Annotated in this window: 20 protein-coding genes; 8 read left to right on the forward strand and 12 right to left on the reverse strand. The window is 51.1% G+C overall.

Features of this window, described 5'->3' with window-relative positions; genetic code table 11:
• The first annotated feature begins 91 nt into the window (after positions 1 to 91).
• Both AC1S52_RS10340 and AC1S52_RS10345 read left to right on the forward strand, forming a co-directional pair.
• Positions 92 to 307 (forward strand): hypothetical protein, encoded by a 216-nt coding sequence (locus AC1S52_RS10340; RefSeq protein WP_482028917.1) that lies wholly within the window; start codon positions 92 to 94, stop codon positions 305 to 307.
• Positions 298 to 648, forward strand: a complete 351-nt coding sequence (locus AC1S52_RS10345) for a type II toxin-antitoxin system PemK/MazF family toxin (protein WP_482028918.1) — start codon at positions 298 to 300, stop codon at positions 646 to 648. The genes AC1S52_RS10340 and AC1S52_RS10345 overlap by 10 nt, the downstream gene beginning before the upstream one ends.
• An 11-nt stretch (positions 649 to 659) precedes the next feature.
• Here the strand turns inward: AC1S52_RS10345 and AC1S52_RS10350 are convergent, their stop codons facing one another.
• The 8 genes from AC1S52_RS10350 to cofH form a co-directional block, all read right to left on the reverse strand.
• Positions 660 to 839, reverse strand: a complete 180-nt coding sequence (locus AC1S52_RS10350; protein WP_482028919.1) for a hypothetical protein — start codon at positions 837 to 839, stop codon at positions 660 to 662.
• A gap of 34 nt (positions 840 to 873) precedes the next feature.
• A complete protein-coding gene (locus tag AC1S52_RS10355; RefSeq protein WP_482028920.1) occupies positions 874 to 1,602 on the reverse strand; it encodes a Uma2 family endonuclease in 729 nt (242 codons plus the stop codon).
• 178 nt (positions 1,603 to 1,780) lie between these two features.
• Positions 1,781 to 2,785 (reverse strand): glycosyltransferase family 2 protein, encoded by a 1,005-nt coding sequence (locus AC1S52_RS10360; RefSeq protein WP_482028921.1) that lies wholly within the window; start codon positions 2,783 to 2,785, stop codon positions 1,781 to 1,783.
• A 78-nt stretch (positions 2,786 to 2,863) separates the two neighbouring features.
• Complete coding sequence (locus AC1S52_RS10365; protein WP_482028922.1) at positions 2,864 to 4,201, reverse strand: pentapeptide repeat-containing protein; 1,338 nt, start codon at positions 4,199 to 4,201, stop codon at positions 2,864 to 2,866.
• Positions 4,202 to 4,276: 75 nt separating this feature from the next.
• Entirely contained in the window at positions 4,277 to 14,221 is a 9,945-nt protein-coding gene (locus AC1S52_RS10370; protein ID WP_482028923.1) for an Ig-like domain-containing protein, read from the reverse strand.
• Between the two features lie 119 nt (positions 14,222 to 14,340).
• A complete protein-coding gene (sipA, locus tag AC1S52_RS10375; protein ID WP_482028924.1) occupies positions 14,341 to 14,565 on the reverse strand; it encodes a regulatory protein SipA in 225 nt (74 codons plus the stop codon).
• Between the two features lie 85 nt (positions 14,566 to 14,650).
• Positions 14,651 to 15,553, reverse strand: a complete 903-nt coding sequence (locus AC1S52_RS10380; protein ID WP_482028925.1) for an Rpn family recombination-promoting nuclease/putative transposase — start codon at positions 15,551 to 15,553, stop codon at positions 14,651 to 14,653.
• Positions 15,550 to 16,695: a 7,8-didemethyl-8-hydroxy-5-deazariboflavin synthase subunit CofH gene (gene cofH, locus AC1S52_RS10385; protein WP_482028926.1), complete on the reverse strand. Its 1,146-nt coding sequence runs from the start codon at positions 16,693 to 16,695 to the stop codon at positions 15,550 to 15,552. The genes AC1S52_RS10380 and cofH overlap by 4 nt, the downstream gene beginning before the upstream one ends.
• A 214-nt stretch (positions 16,696 to 16,909) precedes the next feature.
• Between cofH and AC1S52_RS10390 the strand changes: the two genes are divergently transcribed.
• Positions 16,910 to 18,025 carry an NAD(P)/FAD-dependent oxidoreductase gene (locus AC1S52_RS10390; RefSeq protein WP_482028927.1) on the forward strand — a complete coding sequence of 372 codons (1,116 nt, stop codon included), beginning with the start codon at positions 16,910 to 16,912 and terminating at the stop codon, positions 18,023 to 18,025.
• A 71-nt stretch (positions 18,026 to 18,096) separates the two neighbouring features.
• Here the strand turns inward: AC1S52_RS10390 and AC1S52_RS10395 are convergent, their stop codons facing one another.
• Positions 18,097 to 18,282, reverse strand: coding sequence for a hypothetical protein (locus tag AC1S52_RS10395; protein WP_482028928.1), 186 nt, complete (start codon positions 18,280 to 18,282; stop codon positions 18,097 to 18,099).
• 171 nt (positions 18,283 to 18,453) lie between these two features.
• Entirely contained in the window at positions 18,454 to 19,848 is a 1,395-nt protein-coding gene (locus AC1S52_RS10400; protein ID WP_482028929.1) for a tRNA nucleotidyltransferase/poly(A) polymerase-related protein, read from the reverse strand.
• 27 nt (positions 19,849 to 19,875) lie between these two features.
• On the opposite strand from AC1S52_RS10400, the gene AC1S52_RS10405 reads away from it, so the two are divergent.
• The 4 genes from AC1S52_RS10405 to AC1S52_RS10420 all read left to right on the forward strand — a co-directional run bounded on the left by AC1S52_RS10405 (position 19,876) and on the right by AC1S52_RS10420 (position 23,368).
• The gene (locus AC1S52_RS10405) at positions 19,876 to 20,007 is read left to right on the forward strand and encodes a hypothetical protein (RefSeq protein WP_482028930.1); all 132 of its coding nucleotides are present in this window, start codon (positions 19,876 to 19,878) and stop codon (positions 20,005 to 20,007) included.
• A 136-nt stretch (positions 20,008 to 20,143) separates the two neighbouring features.
• A complete protein-coding gene (locus AC1S52_RS10410; RefSeq protein WP_482028931.1) occupies positions 20,144 to 20,392 on the forward strand; it encodes a Ycf34 family protein in 249 nt (82 codons plus the stop codon).
• 353 nt (positions 20,393 to 20,745) lie between these two features.
• Positions 20,746 to 21,567 (forward strand): hypothetical protein, encoded by an 822-nt coding sequence (locus AC1S52_RS10415; protein ID WP_482028932.1) that lies wholly within the window; start codon positions 20,746 to 20,748, stop codon positions 21,565 to 21,567.
• A gap of 274 nt (positions 21,568 to 21,841) precedes the next feature.
• Entirely contained in the window at positions 21,842 to 23,368 is a 1,527-nt protein-coding gene (locus tag AC1S52_RS10420) for a phospholipid carrier-dependent glycosyltransferase (RefSeq protein WP_482028933.1), read from the forward strand.
• Between the two features lie 150 nt (positions 23,369 to 23,518).
• Here the strand turns inward: AC1S52_RS10420 and AC1S52_RS10425 are convergent, their stop codons facing one another.
• Positions 23,519 to 24,355, reverse strand: a complete 837-nt coding sequence (locus tag AC1S52_RS10425; RefSeq protein WP_223048948.1) for an Npun_R2479 family HD domain-containing metalloprotein — start codon at positions 24,353 to 24,355, stop codon at positions 23,519 to 23,521.
• Positions 24,356 to 24,843: 488 nt separating this feature from the next.
• Between AC1S52_RS10425 and AC1S52_RS10430 the strand changes: the two genes are divergently transcribed.
• Positions 24,844 to 25,503 (forward strand): sigma-70 family RNA polymerase sigma factor, encoded by a 660-nt coding sequence (locus tag AC1S52_RS10430; RefSeq protein ID WP_482028934.1) that lies wholly within the window; start codon positions 24,844 to 24,846, stop codon positions 25,501 to 25,503.
• A gap of 27 nt (positions 25,504 to 25,530) precedes the next feature.
• Here the strand turns inward: AC1S52_RS10430 and lptC are convergent, their stop codons facing one another.
• On the reverse strand, positions 25,531 to 26,706 hold the full coding sequence (gene lptC / locus AC1S52_RS10435) for an LPS export ABC transporter periplasmic protein LptC (protein ID WP_482028935.1): 1,176 nt from the start codon (positions 26,704 to 26,706) through the stop codon (positions 25,531 to 25,533).
• Positions 26,707 to 26,728 lie beyond the last annotated feature (22 nt).

Consider the following 26,728-nt stretch of genomic DNA (forward strand, 5'->3'; position numbering starts at 1 on the left):
AAGAGATCGCCTCATCAAGGGAATGCGATCGCATCTTCAGCTTGAGGCATGATAAAAGAATCGCGATCAACCTCCTTCCTGAAGCTAACCTATGAACACACAGCTAGTAGAATCCCTTGTGCAGGCGATCCATGCCCTTTCAGTCGAAGAACGCGTCCTCTTTGACACCAAACTATACGGCAAAAATCCCTATCCTTCCAATCTGGAACTCGCCCACCTGAGCGAACAGGGTAAAGCCTTCGACTTCCTGAAGGACGAACCTGATTTATATACGATTACAGACGGAGAAGCGATTGAATGGGAGTAGCAAAAGGTGATGTCGTGCTAGTCGAATTTCCATTCACCGATTTGAGCCAATCTAAACTCCGTCCCGCTGTCGTTCTTGCTGCTAATTTAGCGATCGACGAGATCACTCTTTGCTTTATTTCCTCCCAGCAAGTCGAACGCTTGAATACTTCAGAATTTGCTCTGCTTGATTCAGATCCAGACTTTCCTCAAACGGGACTTCGCGCCTCTTCAAAAGTCCGAGTTACTCGCATCGCGACACTGAGCAGGCAGTTTGCCGCCAGACGATTAGGAAGACTGGGAACGCAACACTTACAGCAGCTAAACACTACCTTGCTCCAAGCCTTTCAACTTTCTGCTTAGCCCAAGCGATCTTACGATGCCCGTTGCCCAGCCGTAGCTAGTTTTGCTTCCAATCCCTGCACATACGCTTGCAGATGTTCCAATTCATCCACCATCTGCAACACCGAAATCCCGACTTCGGGGTTTACCGCTGGTTGGGCAGTATTGCCAATTTGTGCCTGTGCCCATGCTTGTAAATCCTGTAAGGTCATCTTCTGATTCTCCAAATTAAATTCCTCTCAGATATCATTCCTCCGGTTCAATTCCGGCGGCTCTTAACTGGGCGGCTAGTCGTTCCGCCCGTTGACGTTCCTGGTCTGCCCGCTGGCGTTCCTGCTCTGTCCGTTCCGTGCCCCACAGCAACCGTTCGCCGTTTTCGTCCCACCAGCGCAGCCAGTAGCCGGTTCTATTCTCACGGGTGCCCTGCCAAACACCGAGAAACAGGCTCAACTCAGCAATCCAGAAGCGGTTGTTCTGGTCGCTGTCCCGCAACTGGTATTGGTTGGAGTCATCCAGCCGATAAACTTCCAGGGCACCTGACCTCGGCTCAAAAATTGCGTAGTTGGGAACCTGCAACACCTGTTCGTAAAAGAACCATTTACCCGGTGGATAGGTGGGCTTACTGGAATATTCACCCCCTTCTGTATCTGACAGAAACTCCATCACGATCGCCGGAATTTCTCCCTGAAGTTGGGGCGTATAGCTCCGCTCAACCTGCGATCGCGGTACCCGAATCGAGGGCACGTATGCCCAATCCGGAGCTTTAACCACAATTTGCCCATTCAATGTTGCACAGATGCCGTAGTTGGTAGGAGTGAGAGCATTGGCTGGGAGTCTTGCGGCGAGTTCCAGGCTTTCGGTGAGGGCAGCCGCGATCGCCGGTTGGTTAATGTTGTCCACAGGTTCATCGTCTAAAACGTAATCGTCCGGTAGCTTTTCCCAGGTCACTTTAAACGGTGCTACATTCGCAATCATCGTCAGCCCACCTTGCTAAACCGCAATCCAATCCCCTGGACTCTGAACCTTGCCCCAGGCATCACCGACTTTGAATCAGGTTGCTCTTAAAGCCTATCCGAAAAGCCGTAAACTGCTAGACCTGGTAATAGACCCAAGAAGTTTTCGGATAGGTTTTCATTGTAGAGTGGGTTACTCTTTAGCGAGGAGCATCGGAGGGGCGATGGTGGCTGTTTCCTGGAGGCTGGAGGGCGATCGCTGTCCTGTCATCCGCAAACCCTGCCACTTCCGCCAGGGTATAAAGCGGGCGGTTTTTCACCTCTTCGTAAATCCGCCCAATGTATTCGCCCAGAATCCCAATGCTGAATAGTTGCACTGCCCCCAGAAAGAAAATGGCAACCGCAATGACCGCATAACCCGTAAGCGGCGATTTAGGATAGAACACTCGCCAATAAATCACCAGGGCTGCCATAATTACTGCCACCACTGCCGCAAATAAACCCAGATAGGTTGAGAGCCGGAGCGGCACCTTTGAAAAGGAAACTAACCCATTAATTGCCAGTCCCAAGGATTTGTGGAAGGTGTACTTGACCTCACCCGCAAACCGGGGGTCGCGCTCAAATAAAACCGCGGTCTGACGGAAACCAATCCACGATCGCAGCCCGCGCAGATAGCGATTTCGTTCTGGCATGGCGTTGAGCACATCCACCACCCGCCGATCCATCAGGCAAAAGTCGCCCGTGTCTGTGGGAATGTCCACATCTGCCAGTTGGCGCAACATCCGGTAAAACACATAGGCAGTCAAGCGCTTAAACCAGCCTTCCTGGCGACGCTGGGTGCGCTGAGCATAAACCACCTCATACCCCTGCTGCCACTGCTTGACCAGTTCAGGAATTAGTTCGGGTGGGTCTTGCAGGTCGGCATCCAGAATCACCACTGCCTGCCCCCGGGCAAAATTGAGTCCAGCCGTCACGGCAATTTGATGTCCAAAGTTGCGGGCAAAGCTGAGGTAGCAGACTCGCGGATCTTTTTCGTGCAGGTCGCGCATCAGGGCAAGGGAGCGATCGCGGCTACCATCATTGACCAGAATCAACTCCACCAAGCCATCCATCTGGTCCATCACAGCCTGCAAGCGGCGATATAGCTCAGGAATCGTAGATTCTTCGTTAAAAATCGGAATAATCAAGGAATACTTAGGCACCATCACCTGCTGAAACCCGCATCAAGACTTTGGCATGGACTCTAGCCTAATCCAAAATCCAAACTCTAAAATCCAAACTCCCTACTCTCCCAACTTATTTGGAATGCCCTCACAACCACCGGGAATTGTGCTTCTCGTCTTCGAGCCACCCCAGGCACAGCAATAGTAGCGCTGAGCAGGGGACATATCTTCTGCCCCGGTAAAGTCAGCATTCTCAACGACTGCCCCAGTATAGGCACCTGTGCGGTAGTTGGGTGGCTCAGTCCGGCTGCGGGGAGAGGCATCCTCTGCTTTGCCATAGAAAAAGTGGGTTCCTTGCAAGTCTGCTCCCCGCAGGCTGGCATAGGCAAGGATGGTACGCGAGAGGTTGGTTTTTACCAGGTCACAGCCACTCAAGTTAGCCCGGATCAGGTTGATTTCACTCAGGTCTGCCCAGCGCAGGTCTGTGCCAGACAGATCTGCCTTAGCCAGCATGACACCCAGGTCAATTACCCGCACACCATTGAGCCGGTCTTCTTCATACCCTCCAGCGCCGTCCAGAATTGCTCGTCCTAACCGCTGATCTCGGCGCAGGGGAGTTAGCAGACGGGCACAACTGAGAAAGCGGATCACTTTGGCTTTGCCACCCGCATCGATACTACCGAGAATAGCGGCAGTGCGTCCCTCCGCGATCGCCCGCTCTTGGGGCCAATCTTCCAGTAATCCTTCCTCATCCAGCACCAGTTCAGAAATTCCCTGGAAGTAGCTGTCAATGGTCTGCTGTTGGGTAATAATGTTTTGCCGTGTGGTCAAATCTTTTTCAATCACGTACTGTCGCCACGCAATATAGACCGCCAGAATCGCAATCAAAATCTGACCCAATGCCCCAAACACTTCACCGAGGGCACCCACCGCCTCCCAGTTCAAGGTGCCAAATCGGGCTGCCAGCAGGCGGTTTAATCCCAGAAAGTTGAATAAGCCAATTAGAGCGATCACGCCAGTCAAACTGGCGACCAGAATGGCAGACTCTGGTTCTGCTGCCCAGTGGATCAAAAACTTCCGTAGGGGAAGCCAGAGGAGATTGATGGAAATAAACAGGGCAACGGCAGATCCGACCAACCCAATCAGAGGAAAGTTGATCACCCATCCCAGCAGCATCAGGGCGATCGCGCCCAGAATCACCCCGTAGGCATACAACCGCTGTGACGGTCCTGAGATATCCGAACGGGTGGGAAAGGCTGCCGGGAAAATGCGATCGGGGGCATCCAGAGCGGCGATCTCTGCTATGGACAAACCAGCCTGAGACGATAAACTCTCCTGGGGCAGTCCATTCTCCTGGGCAGTTAAGTGAGGGCTGACCGGCGGGGGTGCCGCAGACAGCCGGCTTTCCCCTTGCCGCAAAGGTTCACTCGACTCAGGTGGATCAGGTTGGATGGTCATGCTTTTACCCACAGGGCATTGGCTGAAGTTACTCCTATTGAACCACTTCAGCCCAGAGATAGGCACCGGATTTGATTAAACAATCCATAGCTCTGTACCTGTGGCTACCGTGTCGGCGGTGAAGAAGAGCCGGTTCCCAACGGCTGTCAACTGACTCGGAACCGCCCCCGCAAAGGCATCGCTGACCGCGATAGTTCCGGCTTCCGTGCCGTCACTGCGCCAGACTCGTGCGGTCCCATCATCGGCAGTGAAGTATAGGAAGCCATTGACATTGGTCAGGGATGCCGGGTTAGCATTCCCCGCCAGGTTAATGTCTCTCACCAGTTCAGCCGTCGTACCATTGCTCTTCCAGAGTTGAATATCGGGCGTTCCGGCAGTGCCCACATCCACGGTAAAGAACAGCGTACTACCCACAACGGTCAAGCTACCGGGTGTTTGCCCAGTGGAAGGTAGACTCTGCACCAGGGAAGCAACCCCGGCTGCCGTACTTCTGTAAAGCCCAAAAGTGGTTCCGTTTTGGGCAAGGAAGTAGAGGTCTCCACCAAAATTGACCAGGTTGTTGGGATTGGCAATGGTTAAGCCTGGATTGAGGGTAGAAAGCGAGGTGGTTCCGGCTGAGGTGCCATCGCTGCGCCACAGTTCAACAGTGGTGCCACTGCTCCGGGTGAAGAACAAAGTGCTACCGATCGCGGTCAGGTTGGTCGAATTTACGCCTACGCCAAAATTTGTCACCTGGACGGTTCCGGCATCGGTGCCATCAGTTTTCCAGAGCTGACTACCATTACTGGTCGTGAAGTAGAGGGTATTCCCTACCACAGTTAGGGCACCGGGTTGGGAGAAGCCCGTTCCCACCTTAACGGTGCCTTCAAAGGTGCCGTCACTCTTCCAAAGCGCAAGACCAGTACCGTCATTTGCCCGAAAGAAGAGGGTGTTGTTAAAGTTGACCAGGTTGGTTGGGCTGGAATTGGCAGATCCAGGGTTAATATTTCTGACCAGCACGGGTGCCCCGCTGCCCGCATCGATCTTCCACAGTTCTGTACCCAGAGTGCCGTTGTTGGCGGTGAAAAAGACTGTATTGCCTACTGACGTAAAGTTAGCAGGTGAGGAGTTTCCACTGGGGTTAATATCGGCAACCAAGAAGGTCCCTGCCGCCGTCCCGTCGCTTCGCCATAGCTCCACGCCACTAAAACCATCATTGGCTGCGAAGTAAAGGCTGCCACCAACGCCTGCCAGATTCGTTGGGGAGGAGGACAACGTTCCGTCTCCGGCGGCATTCTCATTCTGATTGATGTCTTTCAGCAGAAACGCCCCAGAGTCCACATTGACTGTAATCGTACCGCTACCAATCTGAGGTTCACCCGTACTACTGGTATTGCCCAAGTCATCTACGATGATTTGGATAGCATCGGTTCCCGTAAATTCTTCATTGGGGCGATACCTGAGGTTGTTGAGGGCAGCGTTGATGTTGGCGATACTGCCTTGGATCTCGACATTACTATCGCCATCGGCATCATTCACCGTTAAACCGCTGGTGGTACTGAGCGTGAGGCTACCATTACTGGCAGTCAGAGTCACCCGAACCGGGTTAGTCCCTGCGTCTGGATCACTGATCTGAACAGCCGGAATGGTCAGTTCAGTATTGCGGAAGGTTGACTGACCGCCCGGTAAACTGACAACGGGGGGACTATTCACAGCTCCCACGGTAATAGTGACGATCGCCGGGTTAGAGTCGCTCACCCCATCGCTTGCTACATAGGTAAAGGTGTCGATGTTGGCAAAGTTGGCATTGGGGGTGTAGATGAAGGATCCGTCTGGATTGAGGCTGACGCTACCATTCGTCGGTTGAACCGTGACCCGCGCCGTGAGGCGATCACCATCCGAATCGGTATCGTTATTGAGAATCCCTTGGGCGGACGGAACGGTCAGAACATTATTTGCCGCCACACTAAAGGCATCATTGGTTGCCGCTGGTGGTGTACTGCTGCCTTGAATCGTAATCGTCACGGTAGCATCGGCTGTCAGTTCTCCATCGCTGGCGCGATAGACAAAGGTATCGGTACCACCCACGGCGACCGTTGGGGTATAGACGAAGGAGCCATTGGCGTTAAAGGACAGATTGCCCTGGGTGGGACCTGTCACCAGGCTGGCAGTGAGTGGTTCGGTGTCCACATCGTTGCTGAGTACCCCTGCGATCGTGGTTGTGCCGAACGTGAAGGGAACTGTCAGTACGTTATTGAGATTGACACTGTAGTTATCAGGGTTGGCAATCGGCGCTACGTTACTTCCCACGGTAATACTGACCGTTGCCAGTGCTGAATTGACAAACCCATCATTTGCCCGGTAGGTGAAGAAATCAATCCCCACAAAGCCAGGGTTTGATGTGTAATCAAAGGAGCCATCACTTCTGAAGGTGATAGTGCCATTACCGGGCAGGGTTTCCAGAATTGCCGTGATCGGATTTTCGGCATCGCTATCGTTGGCAAGTACACCTGGCACATTGATGTTTAATGGACTGTTGGTAATGGCGTTGTAACTGTCGTTAACCACCGTGGGGGGGGTGTTCGTGAACACGCTGATGGTAACGGTCGCCGGATTGGACAGATCAATGCCATCGGTTGCCTGGTAGGTGAAGGTATCGTTACCGTTGGTGAAACCGGGAGCCGGGGTGTAAATAAAGGAACCATCGGCGTTCAGGGTGACGGTGCCGCCGTTGGAGGTGGTAGTAACTGTGGTCAACGCCTGTAACAAGGGCCCATCTCCGCCATCGGAGTCGTTATTTAACACTCCATCCACCAAACCCACTGTTAACGTTGAGTTGGCGATCGCCTGGTAACCTGTATCGTTCTGCGCCGTTGGTGGGGTGTTAGGCGCAACACTCAGGGTGACGGTTGCAGGAGCGGAAAGGTCAATGCCATCGGTGACCTGGTAGGTAAAGGTGTCCGTGGGACCAGTAAAGCCTGCGACAGGCGTGTAAATAAAGGAGCCATCGGCATTCAGAGTCACGGTGCCGCCATTGGCAGTGGTGGTGACAGCGCTAACCGCTTGCAAGAAGGGTCCATCCCCACCATCAGAGTCATTGTTCAGAATGCTGTTGAGGACAGAAACCGTTAAGGGAACACCGGGACTCGTCCGGTAAAGTGGACTGTCATCATTTACCGCCACTGGAGGGTTATTGGGTGCAACGGAAATGGTCACGGTTGCCAGGTTCGAGGTTGCCAGACCGTCGGTTGCCTGGTAAGTGAACGTGTCAATTGGACCTGTGAAGCCTGCGGCAGGGCTGTAAATAAAGGAGCCATCAGCATTCAGGGTGATGGTGCCACCGCTGGCAGTGCTGCTAACCCCCGCCACTGCACTGAGGGGTGGGGGACCGTCATTATCCACGTCATTCTGCAACACCGAATTCACTGACGTGATGGTCAGAGGGACACCGGGAGCGGTCCGGTAGAGGGGATTACTATCATTCGTCGCCACCGGAGCCACATTGGGGGTCACACTCAAGGTAACCGTCGCCAGGTTAGAAGTCAGAAGAGAATCCGTTGCCTGGTAGGTGAAAGTGTCAATTCCGTTAAAGCCCGAAGCTGGATTGTAAACAAAGGATCCATCAGCGTTTAAGGTTACGGTTCCACTATTGGCAGTGGTAGTAACCGTGGCAACGGCATTCAGGACTGGACCATCGACATCGGTGTCATTCTGTAACACTCCAGTCCCCGCCAGAACCGTCAGCGATGTATCAGTCCCAGCTCTGTAAATACCGTCCGGATTGGCGATCGGCGCATCATTCACTGGAATGATCGAGAGCGACACAGTTGCCGTATTGGAACTGGCTCCAGCAGAGTCACGGGCAATGTAAGTGAAGCTGTCTGTGCCATTAAAATCGGCGATCGGGGTGTAGGTGAAGCTACCGTCGCTATTCAGAGTAAACGTGGCGGCATTGCTGGGTCCACTCACTAGCTCTGCGGTCTGGGGACGGATATCTTCCAGGTCAGTATCGTTGTCCAGAACGTTTCCAGTCGTGGAAGTATCCTCGTCAAAGGCAGAAATCCCATCATCCACCGCCACTGGGGACGTGTTGGGGGCACTAATCGTGAGTGCAACCGTTGCCGGGTTAGAAGCCCCTCCCTCGGAGTCACGGGCAATGTAGGTGAAGCTGTCGGAGGTGACACCTGCATTAGGAACGTAGGTGAAGCTACCATCACTATTGAGGACAAAACTTAGGGCACCGCTAGGACCAGTCGCTAGTTCAGCGGTCTGAGGACGAATGTCTTCAATGTCAGTGTCATTGTCCAGGACGTTTGCGGTACTGAGGGTGCCACCAGCGGACAATGTGTAGCTGTCGTTGACGGCAATGGGTAGGTCATTGACTGGAATGATTGAAAGAGAAACGGTGGCAGTATTAGAAGCAATTCCAGCAGAATCACGGGCAATGTAGGTAAAACTATCCGTACCGTTGTAATTGGCGATCGGGGTGTAGGTAAAGCTGCCATCGCTATTTAGCGTGAAAGTAGCCGCATTGCCAGGTCCACTCACTAGCTCTGCGGTCTGGGGACTGATATCTTCCAGGTCGGTATCGTTATTCAGGACGGTTCCGCTGGTAGAAGTATCCTCATCGAATGCAGGAATCACATCGTTGACCGCAACTGGGGGAGTATTAGGTGCGGCACTAATCGTGAGTGCAACCGTTGCCGGGTTAGAAGCCCCTCCCTCGGAGTCACGGGCGATGTAGGTGAAGCTGTCAGAGGTGACACCTGCATTAGGAACGTAGGTGAAGCTACCATCACTATTGAGGACAAAACTTAGGGCACCGCTAGGACCAGTCGCTAGTTCAGCGGTCTGAGGACGAATGTCTTCAATGTCAGTGTCATTGTCCAGGACGTTTGCGGTACTGAGGGTGCCACCAGCGGACAATGTGTAGCTGTCGTTGACGGCAATGGGTAGGTCATTGACTGGAATGATTGAAAGAGAAACGGTGGCAGTATTAGAAGCAACTCCAGCAGAATCACGGGCAATGTAGGTAAAACTATCCGTACCGTTGTAATTGGCGATCGGGGTGTAGGTAAAGCTGCCATCGCTATTTAGCGTGAAAGTAGCCGCATTGCCAGGTCCACTCACTAGCTCTGCGGTCTGGGGACTGATATCTTCCAGGTCGGTATCGTTATTCAGGACGTTTCCGCTGGTAGAAGTATCCTCATCAAAGGCTGGAATGACATCATTGACGGCTATCGGAGGGGTGTTGGCTGCCGCACTAATCGTGAGTGCAACCGTTGCCGGGTTAGAAGCCCCTCCTTCGGAGTCACGGGCGATATAAGTGAAACTGTCGGAGGTAACACCAGGGTTAGGCACATAGGTGAAGGTACCATTGCTATTCAGGATGAAGCTCAAGGCTCCACTCGGACCACTCACCAGTTCTGCCGTACCGGGGCGAATGTCTTCAATGTCGGTGTCATTGTCCAGGACGTTAGCCGTACTGAGGGTGCCACCTGCGGTTAAAGAGTAGCTGTCGTTGACCGCAACAGGCAGATCATTAACTGGAATGATTGAAAGGGACACCGTGGCAGTATTAGAAGCAACTCCAGCGGAGTCACGAGCAATGTAAGTGAAGCTATCGGTGCCATTGAAGTTGGCAATGGGCGTATAGGTGAAGCTGCCATTCGGGTTGAGGGTGAAGGTGGCAGCATTACTCGGTCCGCTCACCAATTGGGCAGTTTGAGGACGGGTATCTTCCAGGTCGGTATCGTTGTCCAGGACATTGCCAGTCGTGGAGGTATCTTCCAAGAAAGCTGGAATGATATCATTGACCGCAACTGGGGAAGTATTAGGTGCGGCACTAATCGTGAGTGCAACCGTTGCTGGGTTGGAGGCACCCCCTTCAGAATCACGGGCGATGTAGGTGAAGCTGTCGGAGGTAACACCTGCATTAGGAACGTAGGTGAAGGTGCCGTCGCTATTGAGGACAAAACTTAAGGCACCGCTAGGACCAGTCGCTAGTTCGGCGGTCTGAGGACGAATGTCTTCAATGTCGGTGTCATTGTCCAGGACATTTGCGGTACTGAGGGTGCCACCGGCGGACAATGTATAACTGTCGTTGACGGCAACGGGCAGGTCATTCACCGGAATGATCGAAAGAGAAACGGTGGCAGTATTAGAAGCAGCCCCGGCTGAATCTCTAGCAACATAGGTAAAGAGATCAATGCCGTTGTAGTTGGCGATCGGCGTGTAGGTGAAGCTACCGTTACTGTTCAGGGTGAAGTTTGCCGCATTGCTCGGTCCACTGACTAGTTGAGCGGTTTGAGGAATGCCATCTTCTGCGTCTGTGTCATTGCTCAACACGTTGCCAGTTCGGGTAGTGTCTTCATTAAAGGTGAAGATGTCGGGACTGGCGATCGGTGGGCTGTTGGCAGGAACGGTGACATTGATTGTGACTGTTGCCAGATTAGAAGTTGCAATGCCATCGCTCGCCCGGTAGGTAAACGTATCAATACCGCTGAAGCCAGGATTGGGGGTATAGGTAAAGGAGCCAGTGGGGCTAAGGGATAGAAAGCCCTGGGTGGGCAGATTGACCAGGATTGCATTGAGAGATGGGCTATCAGGGTCAATGTCATTGCCTAAAACTCCTGTACCCGGAACATTGAGAGTGGCATTGCGGGTGATTGTGTAAGTATCGGGGTTGGCAGTTGGTGAAATGTTGACTGCACTACCAACATTGACAAACAGCGTTCTGGTGTCAGACAGGGGAGTGCCAACACCTGTGTTGCCCTGATCGTTGACGCTGATGGTAATGGTTTCAAACCCGGTAAAACCAGCATTACTACGGTAGACCAGCGCTCCCAGAGCCGTATTGATGGCTGCCAGGTTGCCTTCAAAGGTAATCCGGCTATCGAGGGTACCATCCCCCTGGAAGAAGGTAAGATTTTCGGTCGGGATGGAGAGCACGCCATTTTGAGCCGCGATGGTGACCAGCAGAGTGCCAGCCCCAGCATCCGGGTCATTGATGCTAATCCCAGTGATGTCCAGATTCACCCCAGCATTTGTGGAGGGAGCCAGGGGTACCGTAATTACAGGCGCACTGTTAATCCCCAGGACGTTGATGGCGATCGCTGCACTATCGCTGAGAGCAATACCCGATCCCGTATTTCCGTTGTCATTAACACTGATGTTAATCGTGTCTGCACCATTAAAGTTTGGGTTACCCCGGTAGGTTAATGTGGCAAGCGCATTATTGATCGCTGCCAGGGTGCCACTGAAGACCATGCTGGCATTCTGGTTGCCATTGCCATTGGAAAAGGACAGTCCAGTTGTGGTTCCCAGGGACAGAGTGCCATTACCGGCGGTCAGACTAACGAGCATGCCACCATTGCCCGCATCTACATCACTGACACTGACTCCTGTAATCAGCAGATTGGTATTTTCGCTGGCAGTTTGAGCGCTGGGTACTGCCAGAACAGGGGCATCATTGACGGGACTAACGGTAATTGCCAGGGTCTTCGTATCTGAGAGGGGAATACCACCACTGCCTGGACTCAGGCTATCGTTTACGCTGACGGTAATGAAGTCCGTTCCGTTGAAGTCCTGGTTGCCCAGATACACCAGGTTATTTAAGGCAGCATTGATCAGTGCCAGCGGACCACTAAAGACCATCGTCCGATCCTGGGTGCCACTGCCACTGAGCAGGGTCAATCCAGAGGTGGAGTTGAGCGTCAGTACTCCGTTGACCGCGGACAGGCTAACGGTAACATTGCCCCCAAATCCATCAATATCTGTGATGTTGATGCCGGAAATGAACAAATTGGTATCTTCATTCCCGACTGGGGTGGCAGGCAGAGAAATGATCGGTGCCTGGTTAATGGGAGAGACAGCAACGGCGATCGCCGCAGTATCCGAGAGCGCACCGCCTACACCCGTGTTACCGTTGTCAGTCACACTCAGGTTAATCACATCTGTGCCCCGGAATGTGCTGTTACTTCGGTAAATCAAGCTACTAAGAGCGTTATTGACCGCTGCCAAAGTGCCACTAAAGATCATGGTCGAATTTTGAACGCCCGTCCCCTGGGAGAACGTCAAACCCGTTGTCAAACCTAAAGTGAGTACCCCATTGTCCGCTGAGAGTGTGACCGAAATATTACCGTCGCCAGCATCCGGGTCAGCAATGCTAATGCCAGAGATGGCTAAATTCGCATTCTGATCGGCTGACTGAGTGGCTGTAGGCACTGTGAACACAGGCGCATCATTAGAGGGGGTAATGGCAATGTTGAATGTGTTGCTCCCCAGATTGCCACCCACCCCATCAGTTACCGTAAACGTAAAGCTGTCGGTCAGAGTTTCGCTGCCATCGTGCTGATAGCTGAGACGGGTACCATTATCAATATCAGCCTGAGTGAAGGTTGCCCCAGAGACCAGAGTGGTTCCGTTAAAGAGCAAAACTCCCCTCTGCGGTAGAGTTCCCAGCGTGTAGGTCAACTGGGTCGCGGTGTTGTCATTGTCGGTTACTCGCAAAATGGTGTCAGTCAGGTTGGCGACTTCGCCTTCGGTTACTGCCAGAGGATTGTTTGTGGCGAGTACGGGCAGGTTGTTAACCGATACATTCAGGGCATAGGTGCCGCTGCTACTACCTACTGGATAGACACGGGCATAGTAAGTACCTGCTGTTAGTGTGGCAATAATAGATTCAGAAGTTGTACTGTCCAGATTTGAGCTTTGAATTACCGCTCCATTAATATCCAGAAGCTGGAGATCCAAATTGGCGTTTAAGCCGGTAAGCGACAGGTTAACGTTGCTGCCAGTTCCCAACGTCAAGCGATAGTAATCATTCGGGTCTGAGCCACCCACAGAGTCCCGGTAGGTAGCACTGCCAGTCAGGTTGCCGCCAATGTTAAAGGCATCTGGAAGGGAATTCCCAGCCAGATCAATCGGTGTCGGTTCACCTGTTCTGATAAATGGCACCGTTGGTCGCCAGCTCACGTCAACCGTTGGTAGCAGATCAATGGAACTAATGGCAAGCCCATTCATCAACCAGATGCCAGTCTGACCACTGGCATAGTTGCGCCAGAGAATATCCGTTTGACCGTCGCGGTTAAAGTCGCCAAATCCAGAAGCCTGCCAGGCTGTGTCGCCTACATCGACCGTCAGCCCAATCGAACTGAGGCTGGTACCGTTCATGTACCACACACCATTCTGTCCGCTTACAAAGTTGCGCCAGAAAATGTCGAGGTGACCATCCCCATTAAAGTCTGCGACTCCCTGAATCTGCCAGTCCAGGGGAACTGCTGGTTCAATGACAACTACAGAACTCAAGGAGGTGCCATTCATTAGCCAGAAGCCAGCTTGTCCAGTCTGATTATTTCGCCAAAGCAGGTCAATTTGTCCATCCTGGTTAAAGTCGGCTACCCCGTAAATTTGCCAGTCTTGACCGACAGAGGGACTGATAATTGCGACTGAACTGAGGGAAAGCCCATTCATCAGCCAGAAACCCGTCACCCCTGCCTGGCTATTACGCCACAGGATATCAGTCTCTCCATCTCCGTTAAAGTCTATGGTGCCTACGATGGCATAGTTCAAATCGGAAACGGGCTGAATTAGAGCGACACTCTCGAAGGTCGTGCCGTTCATCAACCAGACACCATTTTCTCCAGTGGTATAGTTGCGCCAGAGAATGTCGGTGAAGAGGTTATTGCTAATGAACGCATTCAGGCTATAGTCAGCACTGGTTGTAGAAGCACCTGGGAAAACATGGATATAGTAAGTCCCGGCTTCCAGGATGGTATTGATTGATTCTGAAAAAGTTCCAGGGTTAGTAGAACGCTGTTGAATACCACTAATGGTGAGGGAATTGCCTGCGCCGTCTAACAGTGCGACATCGGCATCGCCAGATAAATCTGTGAGGGAAAGATTGAAGCTACTGCGATTACTCAGGGTGAAGCGATAGTAGTCATTTGCAGCAGCAGTCACCGTGTCTGGGAAGGTTTGAACTGCGGTGTTGAGATTGATGAGCGTGGCTGTACTTAAGGAGTTCCCTGCGTCAGACATACCTATCCCCTAGAAATGGCATAGCTAGTCTACCCACACTATGATTTTTCGATAACAATAGTTGGAAAAGATCTTGAACCAGACAGGAAAATGTGTTAAGGATTCGGATCGCGGGTATACTAAAGGTTTTGATTGATTTCCATGTATTGACTCTCCATTAAATAAGTGCCATTTGCGAAGCGTACACTCCAATAGCCGCCAGGTTTTCGATCAATCACTATGCCCTCTTCCCCCAACGCAATTACGTTGGAAGGGCGAAGCATAGGCATCGGGTCTGCCGTCTTAACGTAGGGTGGCAAGGAAATCACACGGATGCGATCGCCTACAACGAATTCCTTAGACATAAAGAATAGCTAAGCAGTAACAGGATTGGTAATTGGCGGAAAGCGAATCAGGGGTTATTGTCAATAGGAAGGCTCACTCACGAGTTCAATCTCGTTTTAGAGGGGGAGGGGAATCGCATTCTTCTAACCATGCAACCAGGTCGGCTGGTTGGGAAAAATCCAATAGCGCTTCCCCTAGGTCCTCCAATTCTTTTATAGACAATGCCCGGATTTTTTCCTGCAAATCAACTTCAAGCTGACCAAGGCACCGGATTAACAAACGCATTACAAGCGTCAAAGCTTCCTGAGCCTGTCCCTGTTGTAGACCCTGTTGTAGACCCTCCTGTAAGCCCTGTTGTAGACCCTCCTGTAAGCCCTGTTGCAAAATATCTTGATAGATGACGGACTCTCGCATGGCTTCCTCCCGAAACAGTTGACGAATCAGCGCTCTCTCAAACCTTAATCCCGCCAGAATTTCTACACAACTTGCTACATTAATCCGCTGCTGAGTGTTTTCAATTGTAGCGACTCTTGCGGCAACTTCCATGAGGAGGTTTGATGGTGAATCACTTTGAGTAAGAGTCGCAAATGGCAGTAGGAAAGGGCTTGCCAAAAAAAGGTCAGGCTCCTGTTCCCATAAGCAAATAACTCGGTAGCAATGGTGAGTGGTACGGTCTTTATACTCCTGAATTTTGGTGTTAGCTGAACCACTTTCCTTCAAGAAAAGAACGACCTGCTCAACATCACAGTTGTACTGTCGCTTCAGGTGGACTGAGTAATCCAGCATCCGAAAGGAAATGGGTGGATTCGATTCGGGCAACGTTTGAAATTCCAGGTGAAGAATCTGATGATTGGCTTTCAAAAATGTCACCGAATCGGCTCGAATGGGTTCCTGGCTCAATTCAGTTTTTAGGAGTTGAATGTCATCAATATCAGTACCTAACAGCCAGCGAACAAAAGCAACTGGATACTGTTCAGCCAGGAATTTACAAGCATTGTCATAACTCATGCAATACTCACAGCAGTGGCAAGGTGATAAAGCGTATCCCGTTGTTGATAGGGACGCCCTAAGGAGGCGATCGCCCGTTGCAAATCTTCCACTTCCATACAGGTGCCTCCCTGTGCCCCTGCCATTGAAGTGATGTGTTCTTCCATCAGAGTGCCACCAATATCGTTACAACCCCAGGTCAACGCTTCCGTCGCGCCTGACAGTCCGAGCTTGACCCAACTGGGTTGATGGTTGGTAATCCAGTTGCCTAAAAAGATGCGGGCAACTGCGGTGAGCAAGAGGGCATCTACCAGAATAGGTTGGTCGCGTCCTACTCGACGACGTAAGGGTTTGGGTGCCTCTTGTCCAACAAACGGCAGTAGAATGAACTCGGTGATACCGGGGTAGCCTTTCTCTAGAGATGACTGTTGCAGCGATCGCAACTTCGCCAGATGCCGAATCTGTTGATCTGGGGTCTCAATATGCCCAGAGAGCATGGTGCTGGTGGTGGGTAGTCCCTGCTGATGAGCCGTCGCCACAATTTCTAACCAGGTGTCCGAGTCGATCTTTTCAGGACACAGGATCCGGCGTACCTCATCATCCAGCACCTCGGCAGCAGTGCCAGGCAGGGAATCGACTCCGACATCGCGTAAGGCAGCGATGACTTCGACGTAGTTCAGTCCATCCTCTCTGGCAATGAATTGCACTTCCTGAGGGGAAAAGGCGTGTAAATGGAGTTGAGGATAGGCATCTTTGATCGTAGAGATGACTCGCTGATAATAGTCGAGCGATCGCCCATTCAGTTTCGCTTTGAGGTTAAGCCCACCCTGCATACAGATTTCAGTGGCACCCCGTTGGACAGCATTAGCGGCTTTCTCAAGAACTTGGCTCAGGTCAAGCCAGTAGGCTCCCGCTTCTCCCTCATCGCGTCGGAACGCACAGAAGCTACAGTGCTGCTCACAGATATTGGTGAAATTGATGTTGCGGTTAATCACGTAAGTGACGATATCGCCTGCTTGCTGCTGCCGCAACTGATCAGCAATTTGACGGATTTGCTTAATACTTTCTGGCTCTGTTTGCCCCAGTAGAATAATGCCTTCTGCCACGGTCAAATCATGCCCTGCGAGAGCCTGCTCCAAAATCCCTGCAATAGTATCAGTCATTACGGAAGTCACTGTTAAAGATCAAGTACCAGCCCGCTCCTCTCTCTAACCAGTATGCAACTCTCTGGAGGATGGAGCCGTTTTGACTCAATATAAGGTACACCCCACCCCCATACTTGAAAGGGATTTACTCACTTGAACGAGAATTGCCAGGAAAACCCTGGAGAGCCAATGTTATAAATCGTTTATACCAGTCGATAAAAATCTTCTTTTCATGGCAGATAGTGCTTTCGAGGTTGCGGTAATTGGGGCAGGACTAGCTGGGCTAACCTGCGCTCAGCGACTGCAACAGATGGGTTATCAGGTTGTGGTCGTGGAAAAATCTCGGGGAGTTGGAGGCAGACTCGCAACCCGCAGACTGCACGGCACCTTTGCCGATCATGGGACGTGTTACCTGTCGCCCAAAAACCATTTATTCCAACAACTTGTTAACCATCTGAGCGAGCTAAACGTTTTGCAACCCTGGCTGGAAGAAGTGTATGAATGGCGCTCCGATGGAAAACTTCATCGTCCCCCAGCCGCAGACCGAACTCCCCGCTACGCCTCCCAGCAGGGGATGACCGCGATCGCTAAGTTTCTGGCAACGGGTTTAGACATTCGGCTCAACCAGCGCACCATTGGTCTGGAATTAACTGAGAACCGTTGCTGGCAGGTGACATCAGAGGAAACCACCCCAGATTCAACCACAAGGACTGAGCTGTGGGCGGAGGCGGTTGTTTGCACTGTGCCCGCGCCTCAGGCAATCACGTTATTGCAATCATTACCTGAAAGTGTGCTTGCCCCAGATTTCATCCGTCGTCTGAAATCCGTACAGTTTTTACCTTGTTTGAGTGCGATCGCTGGTTACCCACCCAATTGCCAGCAGGATTGGCTAAATCGGTACCCAGAAGTTCGTGCCATCAAGATTGCTGACCACTCAGATCTTTCCTGGATGGGTTTAGATAGCAGCAAGCGAGCTTCGTCCCCTCAACCCGTATTTGTGTTACAAAGTACGACAGCGTTTGCAGAAAAGTATCTGGAAGTGACAGACCTTCAGCCTGCTGCCTGCAAACTGCTCAAGCAAGCGGCAAACCGCTTCTCCCCCTGGCTGGAAACTCCAGATTGGTTGCAAATACATCGCTGGCGTTATGCATTTGCTCCAGACTCTTCGGCAGAAACAGAAACCTATTGGCTGTCTAATGCGCCTATCCCACTAGCTTGTGCCGGAGATTGGTGCAGTGGGATACGAGCTGAGAACGCCTTCCTGTCAGGATTGGAAGTTGCTGAGACAATCAACTATCAGCTCAGGAATTTGCCCAGTAATAGGCAACCTCTATGGGCAACCCGGTGATCAGCAAAACTCCCTGAAACCTTAACCAGACTTCAGGGAGTAAACCAGATTGAATAACCGTTTAACTCGGATTAATCAGCCGCGCCTTCGCTGCTCCGGCTTGCATTTTCCTGATCGCCCTCAGCATCTTCCATACGGTTACCACCATCGTACCGTCTTCTACCAAAACGGCCGGTATTAGACTTTTTGCGGAATTTGCGGGCATATGCCTGATTACGGAGAGCTTTTTCTTTTTTCTGATTGCGGCGTTTAGCCATGTCTACCCCTTGTCTGTGACCATCAGTGAGAGAAGCAGGGAAATTTTCACCCTAAAAGCCAGCCTGCTGTCAAGCTGACTACAAAACATTCTAAGAATACTGACCAAGAAGATCACTTTAACACAGTTCGTAAATTTCTCTGGACATCAATTTGGGTGAAAATTGGCGTATTCATTCTCTGTAGATGCTTTTGTCTTTTTTGACCAACTCTGTTGCCAGAGCTAAAGCTTCTTCAACCGTAGAGATCTTTCCCTCTGCACGAGCCAGTTGAATCGCTGCCAGTAGTTGACCAATCTGGGGCCCAGCCGCCAGGCTTAGAGCTGACATCAGGTGTTGCCCACTTAGAAGGGGAGTTGGATGGGCAACCAGATCATCCGGTGTGAGGAACCGATGAATTAAAGGAGCGATCGCCTCCTGGGTAATCCCATGGGCGATCGCCAGCACAGCTACGGCTGGGAAAGTCACTCCCACTCCCTGGAAAAACTTGTACTGTTCCCGTAAAGACAACGAAAGTGAACCAGAAGAGGTTGGGACCTGCCCAAGGAATTGAATGTCCATGCCTGCCGCAGAATATAACTGTGGCAGATATTTAAGGATAGTGCTGACTGCCTGAATTTCAGTGCGGCTGTATTTCAGCCGCCGCAATTGGACTTCTGCATCCACTGGATCAAGGGGCAGTAGGCTAGTAAGTTTAGCCGTGGAAAGCCAGGTACGAGATGATCCCGGCGTTTTTAGGTCAGCCAGTTCCTGGGCAGTGCCTCTCGGTTTTGAGGCAGTTTCCCCAGAACCAGCCCGATGGTTTCTAGGCGTGTTACGAATGCGGTGGCAAAGTTCCATAGAGAACTCTGGTAGGGTTTCCTGCAACCTTACAAATGCCTGATCGATGCCCGCAATCCACTCCATGCTGCGCAAACTAGTATCTGGAAACCAGTCCTTCAGCAAGCCATCCTGCCATGCAGTGCTGAGCCAAAATGTGCCTTTAGCGGTGCCCAGCAAGTAATTGATCTCTGACTGAACCCGCTCGGCAGCAATGTGTTGAAGTCGTGGGGCAAGTTGGCGAATCGCATCCCGTGTGTAGTCTTCTACTGCAAATCCAAGCTGCGCTGCCTGCCGAAATGCCCGTAGCAGGCGCAAGGGATCCTCCTCCAGGTTTTCGGCAGAAATCATTCTCAGCAGACGTTTTTGTAAGTCAGCATAACCCTGGAGCGGATCAATGAGTTGATCTGTGTGGGGGTTGTAGGCGATCGCATTCACCGTGAAGTCACGCCGCTTCAAGTCGGCATTCAGGGTCGATCCGATCTGTTGGGCAAAATCTGCGGTGCCCTGTTCAAACACGACACGGGCTATCTGGCGCTCTGCATCCAGTAACACGTAACCTGCCTGGTAATGACGAGCGATCGCCTGGGCAATTTCCACCGCCCCTTGCGGCAATACAAAATCCAGATCCAGATATTCGCCCTGCCGTCCCAACAAAGCATCCCGTACCGTTCCTCCCACCAGGCAGGCAGAGCGTGGCAACCAGTCTAGGCTAAAGGGCCATGTCTTGGGGGACAGTGCAGAAGACACTTCAGAAACACTTGGCAGACAATCAGTATGATTCAATCCAATCCTTTCCAGCGATCACAAAAAGAATTAACAGGCACGGACGACCAGCAACCCAGATTGGGACAGAACCATTGCCCATTGCTGATTGCCTCAACTTCCCTTTCCCTAATTCCAGCCTAACCTTGCCAGCCCTTTCCTTGCTCATTGCAATGAAAATCTACCCGACAATGGCTGAAATAATTTGCCCATCTGAGCTAGAGTAGCAGAAAAGCATCCGCATCCGTACTTGGATGTCCCATCTGTTGAGGGATAGGCTATGTGTATCTGTGTTAACTGCCACTACGTCGATCGCTGCACGACTTACCATGCGGTTGAGCATCAACACCAGCAGCCTCACCTGACCGAAACTCCAGATTTTGAGGCGACGGAACCTACGATAAACGTCAACATCCGCCACCAGGACGATATCATCGAGATGGAGTGGGATGTGGTGGGTTGCCTCAGCTTTAAGCAAGAGCAGGGCAAATGGGTAAAACTGCGCCCCGGCGAACTAGTGCCAACGTAAAAAGCGAAATTTGCTGCTTTAAAAATTGCTTAAACCTCACCAACTTAGAAACCCATAGTTTTTCTGGGAAAAAATCTCCAGTTCTCAACTTGGGTGAGGTTTCAACTGCTTGTCTACCAAGAATTCTTTTGAAGAGGAGACCTGGCGCTTCGGATGTCAGATCTCAGCAGCTAGAACTAAATCCGTTTTGACTGCTGACTTGGGCATTTTGTAGATTTCTGTGTCCAATTCCTATCGATGAAGATTTAACCCAAACCCGGAAGAATTGAGGAATGTCTATTTTTGAGCGATCGCTTCCTTTTTTTTGAGGTGGGAGTTAGACTAAGGAGGCTCTTTACTAGTACATTTGTTCTATGAGCAAGTCAAACCCCTGGGTTAAAGTGCTAGCAGCCTCCGTAGTGCTGATTGGCTCTAGTGTTCTGTTCCACCAAATGAAGCCCCTGTCATCTCAAGCGCAAGGTAATGTCCAAGCTTCTCCGTCCTATACCGATCAAGCTCTAGCTCCAAATCAAACTCCAGATCAAGCCTTAAATCAGGCTCCAGAAAATCGCCGTGACTTTTCTCTGGTTCCAGCTTCCGCTTCTCTGGCTAACCGCTCCGAAGGGTCTGCTTCTGTGGCGGCTGTTAACAACACCGACCTGCCACCCTGCCCCACCCCAGCCCAGAAAACGACGGGTATCTTAATTGAAGGCGATCGCCCAGGTGAAACCACCGGACGGAAGGAGAAAATTGAAGCTGTTGCCCGCCAAAACAATCTCCAGGGTAAATGGTGCATTTCCGCTAAGACCAACAACGCCACCTGGAATATGGATGGTATCAGCGTTGATGAAGCAGTAAGAAGCTTCAACCTGTTTAAAGAAGCGGGTCTGGTTTCCCTGGCGCGTCCTACGGATTCTGCCACAGGTGGTAGGGTCACCTGGAGTCCTGCGGAAGCCGGAGGATTGAGCCAGAATGTAGCATCACAGATGCCAGAAACGTCGGCGGTTCCTGAAAACTTTGCTCCTACAGGGGAAATGGGTCTTCCCAGCGGAGAAGGGGATCCTGCATTGGGTCAACCTGGAAGAATGCAGCCATGCCCCCAGTCTCGTTTCCAGGCTCAGGGCAGACACCAAGGCTCATCAATGATGAGAAGAACTCCGATGCCTGCTGGTTATGGAAGCTCTGCCCGAATCTGAACCACTGAGAAAGGGAATAGGGTTCCAGGAAGGGATAGGGGAAGTCATTGAGAGGATAGAAGAAGCGATGATTGCTGGCATTTGATCCCCACCCCCTACTACCTGCCATCTGTCATAGATTCAACTTAAAACTCTCAACTCAAAACTCTCAATTCCCGGTACCCAGTTCCCTGTTCCTTCCCCAGAAGGAAATTATATGCTCGGTCGATCGCACGCTGACACGGACTCTCCAGTATGCGAAAGTGAAAAGGCATGTGAACGCTTAACGTAATCTATGCCCTCTTTTGAGAAGCCCCCAAAGCAGTCTTCTAACTGGTTTAAGGTTGGCATTCTAGTGGTATGGCTGGTATCGCTGGGTCTCCGTTTTTGGGGATTGGAACGGTTTAATACCCTGGTTTTTGACGAGGTTTACTACGTCAAATTTGCTCACAATTACCTGGCTCAAACTCCCTTTTTTGATGGGCATCCACCATTGAGCAAATACCTGATTGCCTTTGGCATCTGGGTAGGGGAGCAACTGCCGTTTGGACATGATGCAGTTAATGGATTATCTGGGGGTGTGTACTCCCCGTGGAGCTATCGCTGGCTGAATGCGCTGACCGGCTCATTGATTCCTCTGGTGGTTACAGGAATTGCCTACCAACTGACGCGCCGTTATAGCTATGCTTTCATCGCTGGGCTATTTTTAGCTCTAGATGGACTGTTACTGGTGGAGTCCCGTTATGCTCTCAACAATGTTTATTTGATTATTTTTGGATTGCTGGGGCTTTGGTGTCTATTGCTGGCACTCAATAGCCAGCGATCGCTTCAACGGGAGTTATGGCTGGTTCTCTCAGGTATTTTCTTTGGTGCTTCAATAGCGATTAAGTGGAATGGGCTTTGGTTTTTGCTAGGTGCCTATGGCATGTGGGTGAGTGCCTGGGTGATTCAGTGGATTCAAGGTTTGGGGACTACTGGGCTGAGCAATTCTGCCCCTACGGTAGAACTGCAAGGAGTGGAGAAGGAGAAAAGCCCCCTAGAACGGCTGACCAGACTTAAGCTGTGGCAAGTCATTCTCCATCTGGCAGTGGTGCCTGCGGTGTTTTACCGTCTCGCCTGGATTCCCCACTTGCAGGTCAACCCCAAAGACACCTTCTGGGGCTTGCAAAAACAAATTTTGAGTTACCACCAGCGCGTCGGCGATGGTCCGAATGTGCATCCTTACTGTTCTGACTGGTTCACCTGGCTCTGGATGATTCGTCCGGTTGCTTACTTTTATCAGGTGACGAACCCAGGGGATCCTTTGCCAACGGGCAAATCAGCCCTGACAGCAACACCGGGTAGGCTGATCTACGACGTTCACGCGATTGGGAATCCCTTTTTATGGTGGCTATCGACTGTAGCAATCGCAGTGGTTGCGATCGCCCTGATGGTCTATGCCATAAGCTGGCTCAAAGCCAGGAAAGCATCCCCGCCATTGATATTTCAGCCACCACAGGCTGTGCTAGCACTGAACCCCACTGAACTCTGGTTGGGTGTGTTTCTGGTGGTCAACTATTCTGCCCATTTAATGCCCTGGGTGCCGGTGACGCGCTGTATCTTTCTATATCACTATATGGGTGCTGCCATTTTTGCCATCATGGCGATCGCATGGTTGGTCGATCGCTGGATTAGCAGCCGCCAATTTCATTTGCGGATGATGGGTATCGGAACCATTCTTTTGATCACACTGGCATTCCTCTTCTGGATACCAATCTATCTGGGATTGCCTCTCTCTCCAGGTGGGTTTGAACTGCGGATGTGGTTACCATCCTGGCGTTAAAGGGTTGATTTTTTAATTCGCCAGTTTATTTCTCCAGTTTCAGGCTTACAGCCATTTCCCCTTGCATAAGCCAGATGCACACCCACCTACTCATCCACTCATCCACATGCCGTTGTGGTTTACTACTCATCTAAAAATCGCTGTAAACCCTTACTCCTGGGGCTTTTCGTGCTCGACCACAAACACATTGGAGTAAAGATTGGCAATGATTTGCTTGCCCTGTTGAGTCAGAGATAAATAGTAGAGTGCATCCTTTATATATGGGAAAACCCCGTGCCAGTAGAACTTGGGGTAATTTTTGCGTAAGTCGCCAGGATGGCGGTAACCCAGCGCCTTATTTACACCCGTTTCTTCAAACTCGTAAAAGAGGGCGCTGATCTTTTTGAGATAGCGGGGGTCACTGAGTTGTCCAATCAAATCAGAGGCACGAATAAGGGCAGGATAGTTGACCGTGTCCTGGTGATCTTCAGCGGCAGGGACAGGAAAGCGGGTGAGTTCTATATTGCGTTTGATGACTTCGGCATCAATCAGCTTATGTCCGCCAAACCGCTCATCAATAAACAGCTTCGCCCGATCAACATGGTAAGGGGTCAGTCCAGCATCGGTGGAGCCAGGGGGCAGTGAAACCATTGCTCCATCTCTGCCAGTCGCATATAACCCATCCCGATCCTGGCGGCATACCCCTTTGACATAGCCAATATCATGGCAGACCAGGGAAATAATAATGTGCAGCCAGTCTTCGCAGGAAACCCCGCCCTCCCGGATATGCTTACCTCGTAAAATTTCTTGTCCGACAAGGGTTACCAGAATAGAGTGTTCAACGTTGTGATAGAGAGCATCGCTGTTAGCAATGTTTTCCATTGCCATCCCACCCACCCAGGCAATGATGTCCTCATAATCAGACTTCCAGCCTCCATAGGTACGACGATACCCCTCCTTGAGCTTTTTAACAAAGTCTTCAATCAAAAGTTCGGTGGCGTTAAACATTGCTGGCTGAGTACCTAAGGCTAGGACAGAGAAAGTTTTTGCATTCTAGAACTCTTATACGAGATTGTGCGGCAGATCTTAAAGAGGGATGATACCCAAGATCATTTATAGCGACTTGGGGCTAGCTCTGCACGGGTGGAGAACTCCCAGCAACCCATCTGACTAACTCATTCATATACCTTTGAATCCTGGACATTCTAGCCTGAGTCTATTTCAGAAATCTTGAATTAAAGTTCCGGTGCTTCAAATATAAGCTGTGATGACGAAATAAAGGACTATCAATCAATATCCAGTTTTAGAAGTGGCACCCGGATAAATCAACAATCTGTAAGCCAACTTCTACTCTGAGAAAGGATCACCCAAATAGGTAAAGATAACCATCAGAAAAAATTTCTGCAATTTGAACGTTTGATCCCGATCCCGGTGTCTAACCAGCAAGTCTTTCGAATGACTTAACTCAGATGGAGTGTTTAGAGTGAGCGTTACCCATGAGTTCATCCCTGTCTACATCCTGGTCAACCGTCAGATCGGCGGTTTCCCGCCTGTCAGTGTCAACGAAAGCGCTATCTAATGAGGATCTAATTCGTCGTTGCCAGCTTGAACCTTCACCCGATAAGGTTGCTTTTGCCGAACTGCTTCGGCGTTACCAGTCCCATGTAGAAAAAGTGCTGTATCATCTGGCATCTGACTGGCAAGACCGATCTGATATGGCACAGGAGGTGTGGCTGCGAGTTTACCGCAACATTCACCGCTTGAGCGAACCTGCCAAGTTTCAGGGATGGTTGAGCCGAATTACGACTAATCTTTTTTACGATGAATTGCGGAAGCGGAAGCGATCAGCCCCGATTATTTCAATGGATGCCCCCCTCTGTATTGGTGACAGTGAAATCGAGTGGGAAATTGCCGCAACCGATCCAGAACCAGCGGAGCACCTAGACCGGCAGGAGTTTTACAGTCAGTTGCAGGGGGCGATCGCCGAACTACCCGAAAGCTTCCGCACAACAATTGTCCTGCGTGAAATTGAAGGCATGAGCTACGAGGAAATTGCTGAAATCACTGGTGCTTCTCTAGGTACAGTCAAATCTCGGATTGCCCGTGCCCGTCAACGACTACAACTTCAGTTGCAGCCATACTTAGAAGCTTGTTAGAACATCAGGCGTCACAGGTGCCGCCTTCTAAGGCAGAACTCCATCAGGGATAAATTCTGTCACGACTCTACCACCACTGACAACAATGCCATCCTGCATGGTACCTGTTGCTCTAGGACCTGCCAGACTCAGGGGGGGATCTGCCTGACGGTAAGTAACCCCACCTTCTGCTAGAAAGTTTTGAGTGCCCAGGTTATAGGTGAGGCTGTTGGCACCAAGCTGGGACTGATTCTTTTGTCCAATCCCCCGCACGTTTCCAGTTAGATAGGCGGTCTTGGTAGCAACGTCTAACCGTCCCTGATTGGCATTCAAAGTAACGCTTTGCTGTGGGCTGAAAATCGTCACAGGTTCGTTGGAAACCACCGTTTTAGCATTCATGTTCCAGACGAGCGAGTTGCCAGAAATTTGCATGGGTGGATCGGTCAGGTTAATCTGGGTTCCCTGATTCAAGATTGCAGTTTTGCGATTCAGATCGATCTCGCCCTGTCCAGACGTTGCCTGGTTTTGTGCGGTTTGACCAGGAATGTTCCCGACGATCTGAAGTGGGCGATCGCTCATCATCTTCTTCTCCTGAACCAGCCAAACAATTCGTTCAGACTGGAATCTGGCGGCTGGGTCTTCAGAAATGGCTACCACATTTCCTTCCAGTTCCAGCTTCTTAGCACGGGTTAAAAACCGTCCACCTTTTGCCGAAACCTTAGTCTTTTGATAATCCCCAGTCACGTTATCTCGTACAAGTAGGAGATCACCTTTCGGTTGCCACTCCAGCTCGCCTCCAGTCAGAATCATGCCATTCCGCTTATCTTTTGCTATAATCTTTCCCCGCAGTAAAATGGATTCCCCATCTTCCCGGACTTCACCACTTTGGGCGCTGACCTCGACGACGGCTTTTCCATCTTGATACAGCTCCCCGGTGGGCTTCACGATCAAAGCAACCTTTTTATCCTTGCTATACCTTGCCTGTTGTGCCTTCACCTTCCACCAGAGTTGCCCCTGCTTGTTAAAGCCCTCTAAAGACAAGTCATTAAAGGTGAGGCTATTATCAAATTCCTCAACCTGCTGACGATCCTGAGCAATTTTTTCAGCCGTGCGGTTACGTTCCCCTCCACAGCCGGAGGTGAATAGCAAAAGCCCCACTAACCCCAATTTAAGGGTAGTAGAACCAACCCAACGGCTCCTATCCGCATTGAACATAACCAGCATGAAACTTCGTACTTCCAGACAA

Source organism: Kovacikia sp. CALU 1929 (assembly GCF_056784235.1).